This window comes from bacterium (assembly GCA_008933615.1).
Classification (GTDB): domain Bacteria; phylum CLD3; class CLD3; order SB21; family SB21; genus SB21.
In genome coordinates this window covers 13,112-33,076 of the sequence record WBUR01000038.1, presented here as the reverse complement: position 1 = coordinate 33,076, position 19,965 = coordinate 13,112, and the positions used below count along the sequence as shown (strand labels likewise).

The 19,965-nt window shown below is 43.9% G+C and carries 10 protein-coding genes, 1 tRNA gene and 1 pseudogene; 9 read left to right on the top strand and 3 right to left on the bottom strand.

Annotated features, from left to right (window positions below; genetic code table 11):
• Window positions 1-30: 30 nt before the first annotated feature.
• The 3 genes and pseudogenes from F9K33_13345 to F9K33_13335 all read left to right on the top strand — a co-directional run bounded on the left by F9K33_13345 (window position 31) and on the right by F9K33_13335 (window position 11,135).
• A pseudogene (locus tag F9K33_13345) lies at window positions 31-1,241 on the top strand (divalent metal cation transporter).
• A 182-nt stretch (window positions 1,242-1,423) separates the two neighbouring features.
• Window positions 1,424-1,861, top strand: coding sequence for a universal stress protein (locus tag F9K33_13340; protein ID KAB2878416.1), 438 nt, complete (start codon window positions 1,424-1,426; stop codon window positions 1,859-1,861).
• 331 nt (window positions 1,862-2,192) lie between these two features.
• Window positions 2,193-11,135, top strand: coding sequence for a T9SS type A sorting domain-containing protein (locus F9K33_13335; protein ID KAB2878415.1), 8,943 nt, complete (start codon window positions 2,193-2,195; stop codon window positions 11,133-11,135).
• Window positions 11,136-11,296: 161 nt separating this feature from the next.
• Here F9K33_13335 and F9K33_13330 read toward each other — a convergent pair whose 3' ends face one another.
• From F9K33_13330 to F9K33_13320, 3 genes are all read right to left on the bottom strand, one after another.
• Window positions 11,297-11,938, bottom strand: a complete 642-nt coding sequence (locus F9K33_13330) for a DedA family protein (protein ID KAB2878414.1) — start codon at window positions 11,936-11,938, stop codon at window positions 11,297-11,299.
• 21 nt (window positions 11,939-11,959) lie between these two features.
• Entirely contained in the window at window positions 11,960-12,643 is a 684-nt protein-coding gene (locus tag F9K33_13325) for a glycosyltransferase family 2 protein (protein KAB2878413.1), read from the bottom strand.
• 52 nt (window positions 12,644-12,695) lie between these two features.
• Window positions 12,696-12,769 (bottom strand) — tRNA-Arg (locus tag F9K33_13320).
• A gap of 193 nt (window positions 12,770-12,962) precedes the next feature.
• Here F9K33_13320 and F9K33_13315 point away from each other — a divergent pair.
• The 6 genes from F9K33_13315 to F9K33_13290 all read left to right on the top strand — a co-directional run bounded on the left by F9K33_13315 (window position 12,963) and on the right by F9K33_13290 (window position 19,860).
• On the top strand, window positions 12,963-13,313 hold the full coding sequence (locus tag F9K33_13315; protein ID KAB2878422.1) for a helix-turn-helix transcriptional regulator: 351 nt from the start codon (window positions 12,963-12,965) through the stop codon (window positions 13,311-13,313).
• A gap of 6 nt (window positions 13,314-13,319) precedes the next feature.
• On the top strand, window positions 13,320-14,420 hold the full coding sequence (locus F9K33_13310; GenBank protein ID KAB2878412.1) for a permease: 1,101 nt from the start codon (window positions 13,320-13,322) through the stop codon (window positions 14,418-14,420).
• A 7-nt stretch (window positions 14,421-14,427) separates the two neighbouring features.
• Complete coding sequence (locus F9K33_13305; GenBank protein KAB2878411.1) at window positions 14,428-16,764, top strand: T9SS type A sorting domain-containing protein; 2,337 nt, start codon at window positions 14,428-14,430, stop codon at window positions 16,762-16,764.
• Between the two features lie 105 nt (window positions 16,765-16,869).
• Window positions 16,870-17,064 carry a 30S ribosomal protein S21 gene (gene rpsU, locus F9K33_13300; GenBank protein KAB2878410.1) on the top strand — a complete coding sequence of 65 codons (195 nt, stop codon included), beginning with the start codon at window positions 16,870-16,872 and terminating at the stop codon, window positions 17,062-17,064.
• A gap of 70 nt (window positions 17,065-17,134) precedes the next feature.
• Window positions 17,135-18,466 (top strand): NAD(P)/FAD-dependent oxidoreductase, encoded by a 1,332-nt coding sequence (locus F9K33_13295; protein KAB2878409.1) that lies wholly within the window; start codon window positions 17,135-17,137, stop codon window positions 18,464-18,466.
• Between the two features lie 71 nt (window positions 18,467-18,537).
• On the top strand, window positions 18,538-19,860 hold the full coding sequence (locus F9K33_13290) for a 4Fe-4S binding protein (GenBank protein ID KAB2878421.1): 1,323 nt from the start codon (window positions 18,538-18,540) through the stop codon (window positions 19,858-19,860).
• The last annotated feature ends 105 nt before the right edge of the window (window positions 19,861-19,965 follow it).

Below are 19,965 nucleotides of genomic sequence, written 5' to 3'. Positions count from 1 at the left end.
AGGATTTAGTCCCATCTTGCTCAATCTTAAATTAAGACCAAAAATTGCGTATCGTTCTGTTCGGCATTCTGGGCGACGGATCTTGCCGCGGGTTCGAAATACAATTACACACTCTTATCCGTCATTATGATTTCCAATTTGATGCCGATTTTGCTTCAGTCGCTTTCCCTAAAGTTAGGCATCGTAACAGGGCGTGATCTGGCGCAGGCTTGCCGTGATCACTACAGCAAGCCCGTGTCGTTTGGTTTGTGGGTATTGTGCGAAGTGGCTATTGCCGCGTGCGACCTTGCCGAGGTGATCGGTTCGGCGATCGCTTTAAATTTGTTATTCGGCATTCCGCTGATTTGGGGCGTGTGCATAACCGCACTGGACGTATTGCTGATATTGTTTCTGCAAAATAAAGGGTTTCGATATATCGAAGCTCTGGTCATCGCTTTGATACCAACGATCGGAACATGTTTCGGATTGGAAATTTTGTTTTCAAAACCTGAATTCGCCGGCATCATGATGGGATTTATTCCGACTACGCAGATCATCTCGGATCCTGATATGTTGTATATCGCGATGGGCATACTTGGCGCGACGGTCATGCCGCATAATTTATATCTGCATTCCTCGATCGTTCAAACGCGGAAGTATGAACTCAACACTGCTGGAAAACGGGAAGCGATCAAGTTCGCCACAATCGACTCGACGTTTGCCTTAATGTTTGCTTTATTTATCAATGCGGCAATTCTCATTGTCTCCGCGGCGACTTTTTACAGACAGGGTTATAATGAAGTAGCGGAAATTCAGGAGGCGTATCAATTGCTTAGTCCGCTCTTAGGAGTCACCGGCGCGAGCACGCTGTTTGCGCTTGCTTTATTGGCATCCGGCCAGAACTCCACACTAACCGGTACGCTGGCCGGGCAGATAGTCATGGAAGGATTTTTAAATATCCGGATGCGCCCGTGGCTGCGTAGGCTTATTACACGCCTGATCGCGATCATTCCCGCCGTTATAGTAACCGCCATATCCGGCGAACACGGCACGACGCAGCTTCTGATCTTGAGCCAGGTGATCTTAAGTCTGCAATTGAGTTTCGCGGTATTCCACTCGTGATGTTTACCGGCGACAAATTAAAAATGGGCGATTTCGTCAATTCATTGTGGATCAAAATTTTAGCTTGGATTGTTGCGGTGATCATCGCTGCGCTCAATGTGTGGTTGTTGGTTCAAACATTTATAGATTGGTTGAGTTGAAAAAAAATCGTATAATATCTTAACAAGTAATTTTTAAGAAGCTCCAAATCACAAAAAACAAATTTCAAATAAATGCAAACACTCCAATAACCGAGGTTCTATTTGAGATTTCGTATTCGGGTCATTGGAAATTGTTGTTTTTTGAGAATGGTGATTTTAGTTTTGGATAATTTGAATAATCAATTAACCGAGTAACTCATGCAAACATTCTAATCCCTTTGGAAAATAAAGAGACCGATAGCACCATACTGGATCATATCCGGTCACTGGGCAAACTAACGCATTCGAAAATAACGCTTCTTCATGTGGCGGACGGCTGGGCGGCGCGAAATTACGACCAGCTTGATCTGCAGGAAAGCGTAGAGATGAAGACGGATCGTGTTTATCTCGAAAGCCGTGTACAGGAACTTTTGAAAGAAGGATTTGAAGCAAGTTATGTTCTCGCTATGGGCGATCCGGCCGAGGAGATCATTAAAATTGCCAAAGAAATAAAAGTTGATCTGATAGCGATGGCAACCCACGGCCATAGATTTCTCGGCGATATTATTTACGGTAGCACGGCCGACAAAGTGCGCCACCAGGTAGACATGCCTATGTTGCTCCTGAAAGCCCGCAAATAGGGCATCTGCCGAATATACCGTTGTTCCAAAAAATACTCACAGAAATACTGACCGTTTTGTCATTTTAGGGTAAAATTAACCTAAGAACAGTGAAGTATAACATTTTGAATTACTTAATAAATTTTGTTGACTTCATGGGGCTAAAGTATTATTTTAATGGCGATTAAACCAATTTATCCCATTTTTTGGTAATTACATTTAGGTCTTAGAAACACAACATAAAATCGTTACCGGCCACGGAGAGGATACGATTTTGCGTTCAAACACATAAAAATTCAAACACGAAAAAAATATGAAAAAAATAAATTCCAATAACAGAAGGAACTTTCAAATGAAAAAGGTTACAGTTCTGTTTTTTCTTGCAGGTCTTTTTTTTAATAACCTCCCTACTTTTGCTCAGGACGTTTTTACATCAGCCGCTACAGCAAACTGGAATGTCGGCGGAACTTGGACGGTGGTTCGAGACGGTGATAATCCCGGTACGTCGGTCTATCCTGGCCAAACTGCAGGAAGTGTGGACGGAGCCGACATAGTGGTTATTAACGGAGGCTTTACGGTCACGCTCGATTTTAATTTTACTTTATTAAACCCACTTGGCGCGCTGACGGTCGGCGGAGGAACCGCCGGTACTTTGAATTTTCCCGCTTCAGCGGCTGTTGGAGGAAATCGTACCATAACATTTTCAAGTAATGTGACTGTCAACGCTAATGGAACTATACAGACATCTGAACCAGGAACCCCAACGTCACGTACCCACACGATGATTGTTCAAGGCGATTTGTCCAACGCCGGCGTTATCGATCTCGAACAGGTAACAACGGTTAATCGTTTTGTGAATTTGCAGTTCACAGGCGCAAGTAATTCGACGATCACTGGCAGTGGAACTTGGGATACACGCGCAATTACCTATAATAAATCCAGCCAGGCTGTTCGTATCATAAATCAATCAGTAAACTATACGACATCCGTCGGCGGCGGATTGTCGACATTCACATTAGGAACGTACGAACAAGATGTAGATGCGCTGTATACTGCTACGACGGCGGGAGCGCAAACGGTTAATGGAAGATTACATATCAAACAAGGTAAATTCAGCGTTGTTGGCGGTACGTTAACAGCCAACGATTCCGTGACGGTCAGCGGGGACACGTTGTATGCACAAAATCTTACCATTGGCGCTACTAATGGCCGTTTGGTCATTACAACAGGCGGACGCGTCGAAGTTGGCGATGGAACTGCGGGCGGTTTAATTACAATGAACCCTCTATCTCGATTTTTTATTGACGGAAGCACATCTGTTTTTCAGTTACTGACCAATAGCGGATACGTCGGATCATCTTGGATTATTAACGCCGATGTGAATATCACCATTAACAACGGCACCGTAAGTATTGGCGGAAATGAATCTTCTGCAACGGCGCGCATTGCGTTGGAAGTCAATGGACCGAGAGACACTCTGACCATGAACGCGGGCACATTCACCGTTTTTCCGAATGTTATTGCCGACAACTCGCGCTGTATTCGTATAGATGCGGGTGATTGCGAATTTCATTTTCTCGGGGGAAATATCGATTTCGGTAATCCTGTCTCGGGTGAAGGTCGAATCCGTTGGAATAATCTTGTCGGTGATCACACCCTCTTCCACGTTTCCGGAGCCACGACGGTTTTTAATATTGCGGATAATTTTGACAACAATAATAATTCCGACGCAGATTTTATTATCGAAAACGGAGCCACGATTCGTACCGGATACGGTGGAGGTCCCGGTTCTTCTGCAAATGAAATTACCGGATCATGGACCGTTGACAACGCGACCGTTGTTTTGACGCCTACGGGACTAAACATGACTATCGGCACTGCCGGCGTTGTCGATGATACAATGCGTATTCAAAATGGCGCATCAGTCTCGGTTGGTTCTACAACCTCAGGCAATCTGACTTTTAATGCGATCGGTTATATTTCCGGAGCGACGTCGGATTTTCTGATCGGAGGGTCATTGACGATTGGAAGCGGCGCACAGTTCTATCAGTCGGACGGAACTTTCCGCGTAGGTCTTCTTGCCAACAGCGCCGGTAATGTGACTTGGCCCGCTAACGCCACGGCGCCGACCATTTTCAAGTTGTCTGGCGGAGCATTTACATTAGGCGACGGTAATGCTACTTTTAATATGGGAAACAACGACAATAACCCAGCGCTTGGTACAACGACGGCTTTTGACTCGCTTCATATTACCGGCGGCACGCTCAATATTAACGGGCGAATGACAGTTGCCGATGCCAATGCCCGATTCCACATGACGGGCGGTAATATCTATCTGAATCCCTCGGATACCTCGGCAATTCTAGCCCAACAAACATTATTATATTTCCAGCGAGGTATTGTAAATATCACCGGCGGCACGATCACTTTCAAAAACCCAAAAGGTGTTACAGGTACAGGCGTTACAATAAACTTCACGCTCTTGGGAGATCCATCTGCAGCAGCGCGACTGAGCGGCTCTACAACGCCAAACACTCCGTTGGACCTCACCGGCAGTACTCTTCAATTTGGAGACGGAATTGAAAACAGAACGGGTTCAAGTGAAGGTTTTGATATGTCATTGAATAATTCACACAGCTACGGAACCTTTAAAGTGAACAATCCATCCGGATCTAATCGTTTTGTTGTTCTAAACGGCGCCGGAGTGACCTACACTTTTAACGACGGCTTCGATGTAGCTGCAGGTGAACTCAGAATAGGTACTAATATTATCGTTGGGGATGGCGCCGGCACTTTTAACATCGGCCCGACAGGCGTATTGAAAATCAGCAACACCAATGGTGCGAATAACTTCCCGGGAACGTTTGGAGGCGCCGGTGCATACACGCTGGATATTGCCAGCACGGTAGAATATGACGGAGCAACCGGTACTGCCTTTGTTAATTGCCCGGCGGCAACCGGATGGGGCAATCTGACTATTTCCGGTTCAGGAACAACTAAAACTTTGCAGGGAGCCAGCAATATTGTAAGAGGAACTCTGCAGTTAAACGGCGGTACACTTGCGGCAACGAACTTGCTGACTATGGCCACCGGCTCACGCATTGTACGAAATGGAGACGATGCGTCAGGTATATTAACAGTAAGTACCAACGTAGGGACCAACGCCTATTTAATCGAATATGCAGGCGTTACTAAAACGACGCAGGCTGCGGAGTGGAGCGGTTCAGGAGCCAAGTCGCTCAGAGTCAATCTTAATTACGACGACACGTTGACCTTACATACGACGTTTACACTGGGCGACAGTATTATGATCAACGAAGGAAGTTTTTTAAATACAAACGGAACGAACATCACTGCCAGCAAGAATGCGTCTTTTTCAGGTCATAAGGTAGGAACCGGACGTATCATCTTAAATGGCTCATCTGCAAATATCTACGGAAATGGGCGCGGTATCATCAATGCGCTATTGATAAATTCAGCCGACAGCTTAGAAATGCTTGGAGACTCTCTTCGGTTAGACACGCTGGTATTAAGCGCGGGTAAATTGGTTGTAGGAGACAAAGCGCTTGAACTCGGATCAAACACATCGGGTTCGAATGGCGTAGTTTCCGTGTCGTCCCCCGGAACATCAAAAATGATCCAGGTTTCAGGATCTCTAGGTGCAGGCGGCGTGACAAGATATTACACCGGCACATCAAGTTTCACCTGGCCCATAGGCGTAGTAGGTAAATATACACCGGCCGCTATAAATGTTTCATCCACAGGTTTAGCCGGCGCTATTACAATAAGAGCGGTTGATGATACTGTGGCGACAAAAACAAATACCCCCACCTATGCTCCAGCCTTAGTTTATTTTTGGAATGTATCCAGCACGGGATTCTTAAACCCGCAAACTACTCATACATATACTTGGGTAAATGTAGACACGCTGGAGGCAACTTATTCAGGGACGTATGCGTTCAGAAATTTTGTTCCGGGAAGATATGTAGCTTCCGAGACGTCCTGGTTTACGGAGGCGCAAGCGAATGTTTCATTGGCCGGACACACAATTACGTTCAATGGCAATGGAACTTTTCTCAACGCAATTGACGGTAATTATACCATGGGACAAACGAGTATTTCAGGAGCACCGGACGCTTTTGGTTTGGTTACGGTTTACTATAGCAGACAAAGCGATCACTGGGAGATAGTCACCACTTGGTCAAATTTGGGATATGGCGGCGCTGCTGCAACTTCGGCTCCAGGACCGAATAGTCCGGTCAAAATTCGAGCCGGCGACTCAATAACTGTAGACAATAGTAACACACGTTGTGCAAGTTTGGTTGACTCCGGCGTGGTCAATGTATTAGCAACCACAGGAAACAACTTCGGAACCGTGACCGGGAATGGGAAGATTACTTTAGAAAGCGGGAATTTTCCAAGTGGGACTTATACGTCGTTTTTGGGTTCTTCGGGCGGGACTGTGGAATATGGGGGAGCTGGATCTTACACGATTTCAGGTCTTATTAGTATTTACAGGAACCTTGTTTTTTCGGGAGGTGGTGTTAAGACTGGTCCAAATGTAAACGTAATACCATCAGGAAACATTACAATTACCGGCGGTACTACCGTTCTTTTATCTTCCGCCGGAGTGAATGGTAGTTTTTCAGTTTCAGGTAATCTATTATTAGAAGGATCTGGAGATGTTTTGCGATTTCAAAACGGCAATGCGCGTGGAGTTACAGTAGGCGGCAATGTTACGATTAATTCCGGCGCCAAGTTTGTGGTGACTGCTGCGGGGACCGTTGTTGCAAACGGCGTGACAGTCAGTGGTAATCTCGTTAATAATGGGATATTTGATATGAGTGTCGCTGGCGGCAGGTTTGCAAATGTTACGTTTACTGGAAACTCAAGCGCATCTATTTCAGGCACGACAGCCGACACAACCGATTTTGAAACTCTTATCGTTAATAAAGGCACTGGCGTTTCAGCCGACACATCCAACATATTGGACGTTAATATCAATAGGTTTACCATTTCTGGCTCTGCCGGCGGCACAGACAAACCACTGCGTCTGTTAAGAGGCACATTTAAACTAACGAGCCAGGGTACAAGCCCGATTCTTGACCTTAGTACCGGTGGCGGAGATTTCCCGATTCTGGGCGGAACAAGATTATGGATTGCAGGCGGGTCAGCACAGCTAAGCGGAACCGGTGATAATTTAAATCTTAAAGGCCAATTAAAGATATCTGCAGGGTCGTTAAACATCGGAACGAGCACTTCCATATCGAGTTCTATCTTTTATGATTCCACCGCTGCGGGCGTTGAAGTGATCGGGACGGGAGTTCTGCGTGTATCCGGAGCCTTAAGGCCTGCAACAGGAACTATATTCTCTTACATTCAGTCCGGTGATTCTGTTATTGTTGGGCGATACACTACCGTTGCTGCGGGCGCGACATTTCAAGTCGCAAGTAATGCGGCGAGCGTTTTTCAGATGTCAGGCGGGGTCCTTGCTTTGCGAAGAGCTGTTAATAATCAGGCTATTATTGATATTGGGGCATTGGCTGTTCAAAGGATCAGTGGAGGCACGATTCACCTTCTTGATCCGAGCTTGGTAACGGCCAATAATTATTTGATGAGCGCCGCAGGAGCAGTTGACACCGTCAGGATGTACAACCTGACAGTTGGCCCATGCGCTGGATTTACGGGCAATGTATCATTAGATGACCGAATTGACATTCGTAATAATTTTACATTGAATATTGGCGGGACATTCCGTACTGCGAATGGCGGCGGCGCAGCTAACCGCGATTTCCTAATTGGTGGGAATTTCACACGTACTTCCGGGACATTCTCGACTGGAGTTGGCACCGGTACAACAACGGTTGTTTTTGACGGTAATGCCGGTAAACAGACCATTACCGGAACATCAACTTTTAATAATGTCACTATCAATAATACTTCGTCGCCAAGCGATACTGTTATGTTAGGCGCAAGCACGGATTTGACCGTCGCAGGTAATTGGACGATGACGGCAGGAAAATTTGATGCGATCACCAATAAACGTCTCGTGACATTTGCAAGTACGACTGTAGCGCAAAGTATAACCGGATCGACGATATTTAATAATCTAACGCTGGATAATACATTTGGTAATATCACATTAGCCTCAGGTGTCTTGACCGTTGACAGCGTTTTGACACTGTCGAACGGGGTTTTGGCTATCGGAGCTAATTCACTCGTTCTAAATGAGACGGATGTTGCGGCCATTCAAGGAGCCTTTGGTGCTACGCGAATGATTCAAACGGGCGGCCTGGTGGGCGATTTGGGTGTGACTAAAGCTTATCCGGCAAGCACGCATGGTTTCAGATTTCCTGTAGGAACGGGAGCCAATTACACTCCGGCAACGATTCGAATTACCAATGCGGGAACAACTCCGGCCGCGGGCACCATAACAGTTATACCGGTGAATTCAGCGCATCCGAACTTGGCTGATGGTTCTATTGCTTTGCCTTATTATTGGAAAGTTACCAAGACCGGTCTTGCTGCTGATGCGGCTGCGCAACATTATTATGTTTACGGTTCCGGCATTACTCCTTTAGGGACCGAAGCCAGCTATATTGGCGGCTATTTTATTCCATTTACATGGACAAAGCCGACATCCAGTATTAGCACTGCGGGCGACAGCATCACGATTTTTAATCCGGATTCAGCAGTAATAGCGGCAGAGTACACGGCAGGCGAGGATGCGGCTTATGGTACTCCGACTGTATTTTATAGCAGAGCCAACGGTAATTGGCAAACCCTGACCACATGGGCCACCGGGAGCTATGGAGGTCCGACTGCGTTATTTCTACCGAATGGCCAAACCCCTGTGGTAATCGGAGACAGTAAAACGGTTACAATTCCGACTGGCCTGTCGGGCCGAACGGTCTTGGCTGTAACGTTTGACCAGTATGGAGGATCTACACCTGGAGCAGGAACCGTTCTTATTCAGAATACAGCTACCAATGACTTTGGAAATGTATCCGGAGTTGGTACCATTATACTTGATAACACATCGGCAACACCGGTGTTGCCAACCGGAACGTACACAACTTTTGTTGCGAAAGACAGTGGAACAGTTATTTTTGCCGGTTCATCGAACTATACGATACCTAATGGGCAAACGACAACTTTTAATGATGTGGTATTTGCAAACAACACGACAAAGACGATCGGGGCGAATATCACGGTTAACGGCACGATGAGAATCTTAGGCGGCCAGGTAAGTATGGGCACATTTACAGCAAACCACAACGGCGGTGTGGGAGATTCGCTGACCATGGCGGCAGGAACGGTTTTGCGTGTTTCTGGTGCAGCTAATTTCCCGGCTAGTTATAATGTATATGATCTTAATACGACGAGCAAAGCTCTATATGATTTTAATGGCACAACGACTGTCAGCGCGCTGAATGGATACAATTACGGTCGACTTCAGTTTCTTGCGACGGCAGCAACACGAACAAGAACTCTGGCAGGAAATATTAATGTAAGAGATTCTTTGGCTATTGGCGATTTTAATAATCTGTATACCGGTCTGAGCAATTATAATATTACACTTGGCGGGCACCTCCATCTAGTGCATAATACAAGAAGCCTCCTCACGCTGGGTACGAACACGGTTACATTTAACGGTTCCTCTTTGCAGCGAATTACAAGAGCCACTGCTGCGGGCGGCACTGCCAGTTTCTACAATCTAACTATCAACAACAGTGCCGGTGTTTCGTTTATTTACAGCGGAACGCCGGGGGTATTTCAGCAATTGGATACCGTCCAGAATGTACTGACAATTAATGCTGGAAATAATTTGTCGTTGGGACGAGGAAATCGGTGGGTCTTAGGAGGAAATATAACTTATCCGGGCGGTACCGGCACGATCACGTCATCCGACTCGACTGATCTCAGTATGAGCGGCACAACGGTTAACGATACGCTAAGATTTGCCAGCGGCGCCGTGGCCAGATCGTTTAGAGATTTTTCAATTAATAGGACGGCTGCCGGAGCGAAAGTGGTTGTTACCGGAACTAACGATAGCTTACAACTTACTCGTACGTTGACCCTCACTAAGGGAATCATTCGCATGGGAAACAATATCATGCGATTAATGAATAGCGCCATTACTCCGATATCAGGGGGCGATTCAACGTCCTATGTTGACGGCAAAATGGCTATCACGTTCCCGGCTTCGACTAATAATGTTGGAAGAAATTTCGAAGTTGGAAACGGAAGTTTCTATCGACCGGTGAGAGTTACGGGTTCAACAGCTGCTTCAAGAACAAGAGTTCGGGTCGAGATCATACCCAGGGGCGTGACAGTTTCATCTAAACCCGCTGATATCAATGCCATATCGACTGCTCGCTTTTATCGAATCTCAATTGATAGCGGGTTGGTTTTTAATGCTACGTCCGATACAGTACGCATAAGTATAAAAACGAATGTTGGTATCGGTGGTGATATTGAAGGTGTAAGTAAGCCGGACAGCATCCGGGTGATGCGTTCAGCAGATAGTTTAAACTGGACCACACTTGTTGGTGCCGGTTACCAAACGATATCTCCTGCCGGGCGTGATTCAGGCGGTAATGCTAACATTCTGTTTACAAATTCTTCCGGAACAGGAACCTATTATGCTTATGGAACGCTAAGTCCGGACAATAGTGTGCCGGTCTTATTAAGCGGCAAGTTCAAAGCAGTTCCGTATGAAAACAAAGTGCGGCTCGTGTGGAGAACAGAGAGTGAACTTGACAATGCCTACTGGTTTATAGAACGAAAAGAGGTTTCAGCCGATCTCAGTAAGAATCAAGCATTCCAATCCATTATGACGGTTGAAGGCCAAGGCTCAACTAGTTCGGCTACGGATTACAGTGAGATTGATTATTCTGTAGAATTAGGTAAGACCTATCTCTACCGGCTGGCAGACGTTGCTTTTGATGGAAGCGTTACATACCACAATGACGTGACCGTCACGGTGGAATTACCGAATAAATTTACCTTAGAGCCCAACGCGCCGAATCCGTTTAATCCTGAAACGACAATCAAATTCAGATTACCCGTGTCGGCAAAAGTATCTCTGAAGGTGTATAATATTCTCGGGCAGGAAGTCGTGACGTTAGTTGATCGCCGTATGGATGCCGGGTTCCAACAAGCGGTATGGAACGGATTGAATAAATACAATCAATCGGTTGCCAGCGGTATCTACATTTATCGATTAACGGCCGTTTCAGCTGACGGTAAAGATAAATTCACGCAGACCCGCAAGATGATCATGCTCAAATAGCCTTAAGAATAATTGATTACAAAAAACCCCGTAAGATTTTTCTTACGGGGTTTTCTTTTTTATACAATTTTACAAAATTAATTAGAGGCGATTCGCTGTGAGGGTGAGGTTTCGCCTCAATGAAAATTGCTTACAAGTATTAACGTGAGTAATTGCCTTCGTTATTCTCTTTTTATCTTTGCTTGCAAATAGGCAACGAGTCCCGGCAGAATAGAAATAAAAATAATGGCAAGGATCACGAGAGAAAAGTTGTCCTTTACTATCGGGATGTTTCCAAAAAAGTAGCCCGCGTACAATAATGAAACGATCCAAAAAATTCCACCGAAAATATTATATAGTATAAATTTTGAGTAAGTCATGGCTCCTATTCCGGCAACAAAGGGTGCAAAAGTTCGGATGATAGGAATAAAACGCGCCACAATAATCGTCACGCCTCCGTATCGTTCATAAAACTCATGTGTGCGTATAAGATGTTGTTTGTTAAAGAATTTAGAATCTTCATAATGAAATACTTTTGGACCTATTCTTTTACCGATAGCGTAATTCACCGAATCTCCAAGCACAGCGGCCGCAGTCAGCAGGACTGCTAGTGTATGTACGTCCAATTCTGTCGTTGCAGCTAAGGCTCCGGCCGCAAATAGCAATGAATCACCGGGAAGTATAGGGAATATGACTAATCCAGTCTCACAAAAAATAATTAAAAATAAAATAGCATAAGTCCATGCTCCATAGTTGGCTATGAGTTCTGCCAGGTGAGAATCTAAGTGTAGAACAATGTCAATTAAATCCTTCAGTAGTTCCATTCTGCGTGCCCTTTGACTGGGTTAATTAAAAATTGTGTGAAAATACATTTTGATAAAGCGCAATGTATCCTGTATATGTCGAATATGGCTCTTCTCCCCGGCGTATAGGGTATCAATCGGGAAAAACCCAATTCGGCAGTGATTTTGCGCTAAACGTATTAATATTTCCGATTCAGTTTCAAATCGTGACGTTCTAATAGTAATATTTTTAATTGCCGACGTTCGTATAATTCTATAACCGGATTGGCTGTCAAGTATGGGTTGTTTGGCGCGCATAGATATCAGCCGGCTGGTAAGGCGATTCGAAATAATTCGGCTCAGCGACATTTTATTTGCCTTGAACTGTCTAGCTCCGATTATAAGGTCGTAGTTACCGGACATAAATAGAGATAACATTGAAGGTAGTGAAGACGGATCATGCTGAAGATCTGCATCTATAGTAGCTATCACAGCATATTTATTTTTGTCGGCGTATTGGAAAGCTGATTTTAACGCTGCTCCTTTTCCCAGATTCTCAGCGTGATTTACAAGTAAAACGCCGAGCCCTGTTGCTATCCCTGCGGTCAGATCTGTAGAGCCGTCATTTATTACCAAAATATCATACGGGTATCCAGAAGCTGTCAGGTGATGACGAATCTTAGCAATCACATTTCCTAATGAAGACTCGGAATTGTATGCTGGAATTACTACAAGTATTGGTTCCATAATAACAAGGACGGAATTAAAAAACCCTTTGAGGTCAAAGGGTTTTAGTTTGTACACCCGTAGGGATTTGAACCCCAAACCTTCTGATCCGTAGTCAGATGCTCTATCCAATTGAGCTACGGGTGCGTATCATTTTTGCAAAGGCGAATATATAACCGGAGCGAGATAAATGCAAGATTTATTTCAGCGGGATTCGTAACACTTGACATCACGACAGATTTTTTGTATTTAACAGTTAAATGATTGTTTAATTGTTTGTCATATCATGCACACACGAGAAAAAAACACAAAGCGCCTTGATCTTGAAAAATCGGAATCGATGGACGTGTGTGAAGTTGACTTCTTTGACGCAAAAAAGATCAAAGTGTTGCGCAAGAAAATGCGACCCGATAGTGAATTATACCAACTAAGTGAAGTTTTCTCGATTCTTGGCGATACCACGCGGCTGAAAGTTGTTCTGGCCTTAATAGAGACGGAATTGTGCGTTTGTGACATTGCCAACTTCTTAGGTATTACTAAGTCGGCAGTCTCACACCATCTCAGGTTGATGCGTAATCTTAGATTGGTAAGATTTCGCCGTGATGGAAAAATGACTTATTACAGTCTGGACGATCACCACATTGAAAATTTATTAAAACAGGCCACGGACCATATAGAGGAACGTAAATAGATTACTATGGAATTAGCCATATCATATGCGCTGGAAATGGCACTATCGATCTTTCACACGTTGGTAGATGCTTCGTTCTATTTGCTGGCTGGCTTTTTATGCGCAGGTATTGTTAAAGGGTTTGTTCGCGCTGAAACGATTGTTCGCTATGTGGGTCAGCCGAACATGTCTTCTGTATTGAGAGCTTCGTTTATAGGTACTCCGTTGCCGCTATGTTCTTGCAGTGTTATTCCAATGGCGGTATCGTTGCATAAGAACGGCGCAAGTAAAGGAGCGACCGTTAGTTTTCTGGTTTCCGCTCCGGAAACAGGTATCGACTCAGTTGCGATATCATATGCCATGTTGGATCCCTTAATGACGGTATTCAGACCGATAGCGGCTTTTGTGACTGCTTTTATCGCCGGGATAGCCGAAAATTTTCATTCTAAAAATGACCACAAAGGATTGCATGTCAAAACTGCCGATGGCGCGGCATCGGCAGCCGTTTGTGAAGATGATCACTGCCATTGTCATGAGCCGAATGTTGTTTCTGAAACAACAGTGAGTTTTTATACAAGATTGAGGAACGGAATATATTATGCCTTTACGGACTTGCTGGGTGATATTGCGTATTATTTATTGATAGGAATGGTCATTTCGGCAATCATTTCAGTTGCGATTCCTGAAGATTTTTTTTCGACTTATTTCCATAACGATACGTTGACCATGTTTATTATGCTGGTAATTGGAATACCTCTGTATGTTTGTGCCAGCGCATCAACGCCGATTGCCGCCGCTTTAATTATGAAAGGGATCTCTCCGGGCGCGGCGCTCGTATTTCTACTTGCCGGGCCCGCTACCAACATATCGACGATGAGCGTGGTTAAGAGTACCTTAGGGACACGATCTATCATTTCGTATATTTCTTCCATAGCCGTTGCGGCGCTCCTATTGGGATTTATTCTGAACACAATTTACGCTTATTTTGGCATTGAAATGGTTGTCAGTATGGGAAGCGCTTCAGAAATTGTGCCGGATACCGTAAAGTATGGCAGTGCAATTATTTTTCTACCGTTACTTTTTTTGAATCTTGGTAAAGAAATAAAAACACGTCTGTTAAAAAAATAAATCAGGGATGAAATTTACTCATCTATTCGGTCTATTATTATTCTCTATTTTAATCCCACGCAATACCCTCAGTCAGAGTTTTGTCAAAAAAATTAATCCTTTCGTTGTGGAGCATTACGAACACCGGCTTCCCCATGATTTTTTTGGAGGAACTTACGTTCCCAAATCCGATTTTATAGACTATGATGGCGATCTGGATCTTGACCTTTTTATAACGCAGATCGACGGAAGATTGTCATATTATGAAAATGACGGTGCAAAGTTTGTATTGGTTACGGATTATTTTGATTCGCTGAATGTCGGGAATTGGTGCCGTTTTGTTGATATTGACGGAGACGGCGATAAGGATATTTTTGCGGCCGGGCCATCTGCCGCGATGCGTTTGTACGAGAATACAGGCGGACTCGTTCACCCCGTGTTTATTCTAAAAGATGAGGTAGTTACCGATTCATCCGGCAACGCCATCATAACTGAAAATCAGAGCATTCCTTTTTTTTCCGATATCGATGCCGACGGGGATTTTGATTTCTTTACAGGGCGAAGCGTGGGGTCACTTGGTTTTTACGAGAATATTGGAACTGCTTCTAACTACATTTTCCGGTTCGTAACGGATAATTTTGAAAACATTCTCATCATCTCAGGTGCAAAGGCTACGTCGGTTCAGCGCCACGGAGCAAGCGGAATCGTTTTTTCGGATGTCGATAAGGATACTGATCCGGACATTATTTGGGGTGATTTTTTTAGTGTCGGAATGTATTATCTTGAAAATAAGGGAAACAAATTCACACCGGATTTTCCGGAAATTACATCATCCGCTTTTCCAAATGCTATCCTGAATACTCAAGGATTCAATGTTCCGGCATTCGCCGACATAGACGGGGACGGTGATGAAGACCTTTTTGTGAATGTGTTATTTAAAGATCGAGAGAAGGATAATTTTTGGTTTTTTAAAAATAATTCGTTAGCTAAACGTAGAACGGCAGGTTCGCTGCAATTCGATCTGATTACCAAGAATTACCTTGATGGAATAGACGTCGGCAGATCATCGCATCCTGTTTTGGCCGATATTGATGCGGACGGCGACGATGACTTATTTATCGGAAGCTATCAGGGGGGAATCGTTTTTTATAGAAATGTTACGTTGACTGGCAATATTATTAAATTATCACTCGACACGACGATCAGGGTGCCATTCCCGGTTGATGAATTTATTTCGTCTCCGTCATTTATAGATATAGATAACGACAGCGACCAGGATTGTTTTTCAGGGAGTTTTTCCGGTAAAATATTTTACTTTAGAAATAACGGAAATGCAGTAAATCCCGTTTTTGAGTTGACAGATAGTTTTTATCATGGAATCGATGTTGGCAACTACAGCGCCCCTCATTTCGCTGATATCGACCACGATGGTGATTTTGATCTTTTTGTAGGAGAAGAGGACGGTACTATTAATTATTTTAAAAACGCGGGAACATCTTCCGCACCGGAGTTCGCGGCTCCCGTTTTAGACTATCTTGGTATCGGTAGCGGAAAAGCCGAGTCGGTTCCTGAAATTATTGACTCCGATGCGGATGGTGATCTTGATTTCTTTGTGGGTTTTAAGGACGGCCATATGTCATATTATGAAAACATCGGCAGCGATGGAACCCCGCTTTTCCTTGATAATAGTGAGTTATATCAATCACTCAAAGCAACCCAAAACGCCGTGCCAAGATTTATTGATATGGATAAGGATGGCGATCTGGATTTGCTAATGGGAAATATTAGAGGAGGTATTGAGTTTTATGAAGCCGGAAACCAGGCGCCAATCATAAGTGCAATAACGAATCAGACCGTGTTCGCAGACTCGTTATTTGCGCTGTATGTTATTGCATCGGGAAACCCATCTCCGCTATTCTCCATCACAGAAGGTCCCTCGAACATGTTTTTAAATTCAAACTCCGGGCGTATACAATGGATTCCAACATCAGAACAGATAGGGCATCATCGCGTAATGGTTCGTGCGGCAAACACGCTGGGTTTTGACGAAAAAACTTTTGATATCGAAGTTGTGCCTGCAGTGCCGGTGCGCCTGAGTTTAGAACAAAATTATCCCAATCCGTTTAACCCTGAAACGCTTATTCGTTTTGGAATTTGGGCCAAATCAGAAGTAACTTTAAAAATTTATAATATACTCGGGCAGGAAGTTAGGACGGTAATCAAGAAGGAATTTAGTCCCGGCTACCATCAAGTTGCATGGGATGGAAGGGATAATTTTGGTAAAACGCTGTCATCCGGTATATATTTATACCGAGTCAAAGCAGGCCCTTATTCCAAAACAAAAAAGATGATTCTTTTAAAATAAGAAAGATTTCCTTAACGGAAATAAAGTATTTACACCGGGAATAAAAAATGGTCACAGGAGTTTTTATAGTCAAATACTACTCTAAAACTTTCCCGGAGGCGGCACATGCTTTCTACAATCGTTAAAAAAAACGAACCAATAGAAAAAGCAATTCGACGGTTTGAAACCGAGTGCCGAAAAGCCCGCATCATCCAAACCTTCATTGAAAAATCGAACTATACAAGCCCAAGCCAGCGCAAACATCAGATGCGTAAACGTAAAAAACGCATTGATGACTTGGACTACTCATTTACACACTAATCGTATCCTGCAAAATAATATATATTCTTAATCAACCCGGAACATTATTGTTTCAAATCAGAGATGACGCATGTCACATTTAGTTATCATCGGTAATGGTATTGCCGGTATTACAACTGCCAGAAATGTTCGTAAAAGATCGGACACGAAAATAACTATCATTTCTGGAGAAACGGAGCATTTTTTTTCTCGTACAGCTCTTATGTATATTTATATGGGCCACATGAAATATGAACATACAAAGCCTTATGAGGATTGGTTCTGGGCTAAGAATAATTTAACCCTTATAAAGGGTTTTGTAGAGTCTATCAACACCGATGAGCAGAGGCTTAAATTAAATGATGGACAGTTGATTCAATATGACACGCTTGTAATTGCATCAGGCTCAAAAAGCAATAAGTTCGGCTGGCCTGGACAGGACCTAGAAGCGGTGCAAGGCCTGTATTCTAAGCCTGATTTAGATCTCATGGAACGTAATACTAAAGATATTAGTCGCGCGGTTATCGTTGGTGGCGGGCTCATAGGTATCGAAATGGCGGAAATGCTGAATAGCAGAAAAATTCCTGTTACTTTTTTGGTCCGCGAAACATTTTATTGGGATAACATTTTACCCAAAGAAGAAGCGTTGCTTATCGGGAATCATATTGTTGAACACGGAATAGATTTACGCCTGTCTACCGAATTAAAAAAAATTGTGCCTGGCGATAACGGACGAGTTAACTCAGTTATCACCAGCCGAGATGAGGAAATTTCATGCCAGTTTGTTGGCTTGACTGCGGGGGTTTCTCCAAATATTGATGTTGTAAAGAATTCAAAAATTGAAACGAATCGCGGGGTTCTTGTAAATGAATTTCTGGAGACTAATATAAGCAATGTCTATGCAGCCGGGGATTGTGTTGAATTCAGGGCTCCAAAGCCGCGTCACCCCAAGATCGAGCAATTATGGTATACAGGGAGAATGCATGGTGAGGCGCTCGCCAAAACCGTTTGCGGAGAAAGAACGCCTTATGAAAGAGGTATATGGTTCAATTCCGCAAAATTCTTTGATATTGAATACCAGACGTATGGATTTGTCAGCAATGTACCGATTGAAGGTGAGCAGTCATTATATTGGCAGCATCCGGCAGGGAAACATGCGATTCGGATCGTTTATTCTACCAATGATTATTCGGTAATTGGGTTTAATCTTTTTGGTATTCGATTTCGTCAGAATGTATGTGAACATTGGATACGCGAAAAAAAGCCTCTCGAATATGTATTGGAGAATTTAGGTGAGGCTAATTTTGATCCTGAATTTTTTATGCAGTTTGAAGAGAATATTGTCGAATTGTTTAATGAACAAAATCCACAGAAGCCCATAACGCTTAAGAAAAGGCGCGGCCTAGCCAGCTTTGCGGTCTAATGGATACCCATTTGATATAACGCCACTATGATTCAAATTATATGTAAGGAGATCATGTGCAACACGTGTCGATGAACGGATCTGCGGATATATCCATGTCTTTATCTCAAAACGTTCATCAGGATATGAACGTAACAATGAAGGCAGGACTGGGAGTTTTTGGTTTTGGTCTGTTGATGTTATTTGTATGTTTGACGGGCGCTTCAAATGCAAATCCAGCATTATTCTTTTTTCTTAGCTTCGGTTTCTCTGTCGTCGGTGGACTTATGTACATAGTCCCGCAGCTCAAAAAATCTCCAGCCGGAATCAGAAATAATAATATTTTTTTCAGTTCGGCAATGTCACGAGGCGCAATTGCGTGGATAATTGGCATTCTCTTTACCGGCTTTTATATCGTGTTGTACTGGTTCCCTCATCTGATTTCGAACTGGATTAGGTTGGTTGACCCTCTCAGCCTTATCCTGCGTGGTAAAACAGCGGATCAATGGTTTTTGTATGGGACTTTCTATACGCTGGCCGTTCTCATTATGGGAACCCGAATGATCGTAAAATACCGCCATAGTCGTTATCAGATTCTTCGGACTTCCTCGGTTATGTTCTTTCAATTGGGTTTTGCGTTTATTATCCCCTCATTGCTTGAATTGTTAAACCAGCCCGGTTTCTATTTTACCTATTTTTGGCCGCTTCGACCTTATTCACTGTGGCCAAGCGACTTTCAGAATCTGTTAGCTCACCCGGGAGGGCTTGGTATTTTTATGATTTTCTGGGGTGTTATTATGACTTTCATCGCAACTCCGGTGCTGACCTATTTTTTTGGAAAGCGCTGGTATTGTTCCTGGGTCTGCGGGTGTGGAGGATTAGCCGAAACGCTTGGCGATCCATTTCGGCAATTGTCTGACAAGTCCTTAAGAGCGTGGAAAATTGAACGGATCTTGATCTATTCTGTTTTGATTTTTGTGACTGTAACCACGTCCTTACTTTGGTTAAATTCATATTTTAGCGGAACTATTCTAGGGAATTTATCCGGAAATTTTGCATCGTGGTATGGATTTCTAATTGGGTCTGTCTTCTCAGGAGTCATAGGAACAGGATTTTACCCAATTATGGGAAGTCGCGTCTGGTGTCGCTTTGGTTGTCCTATGGCCGCCATTCTTGGGATTCTACAGAAATATTATTCTCGGTTTCGAATCACAACAAACGGCAGCCAATGTATTTCCTGCGGCAATTGTTCTACGTACTGCGAAATGGGAATAGATGTCCGCGCCTATGCGCAACGGGGTGAAAATATTGTCCGTGCTTCGTGCGTCGGATGCGGAGTGTGCTCGGCCGTTTGTCCGCGTGGAGTACTGAACCTCGAAAATGGCCCTTCAGAAAAACGATTTAATATACAATAGAATTGAAAATCATTAGGAGTTGACTGAAACCTTGTTCGTTTGTGCGGGCAAGGTTTTTTAGTATGCATTTGATTTTTTAAACAAAAACCGTGCAAAAAATATTAA

Bases quoted from the DNA above. Each gene is read 5' to 3' on its own strand.
- F9K33_13335 (KAB2878415.1), top strand. From the start codon at position 2,193: ATGAAAAAGGTTACAGTTCTGTTTTTTCTTGCAGGTCTTTTTTTTAAT.
- F9K33_13330 (KAB2878414.1), bottom strand. From the start codon at position 11,938: ATGGAACTACTGAAGGATTTAATTGACATTGTTCTACACTTAGATTCT.
- F9K33_13325 (KAB2878413.1), bottom strand. From the start codon at position 12,643: ATGGAACCAATACTTGTAGTAATTCCAGCATACAATTCCGAGTCTTCA.
- F9K33_13315 (KAB2878422.1), top strand. From the start codon at position 12,963: ATGGACGTGTGTGAAGTTGACTTCTTTGACGCAAAAAAGATCAAAGTG.
- F9K33_13310 (KAB2878412.1), top strand. From the start codon at position 13,320: ATGGAATTAGCCATATCATATGCGCTGGAAATGGCACTATCGATCTTT.
- F9K33_13305 (KAB2878411.1), top strand. From the start codon at position 14,428: ATGAAATTTACTCATCTATTCGGTCTATTATTATTCTCTATTTTAATC.
- rpsU (KAB2878410.1), top strand. From the start codon at position 16,870: ATGCTTTCTACAATCGTTAAAAAAAACGAACCAATAGAAAAAGCAATT.
- F9K33_13295 (KAB2878409.1), top strand. From the start codon at position 17,135: ATGTCACATTTAGTTATCATCGGTAATGGTATTGCCGGTATTACAACT.
- F9K33_13290 (KAB2878421.1), top strand. From the start codon at position 18,538: ATGAACGGATCTGCGGATATATCCATGTCTTTATCTCAAAACGTTCAT.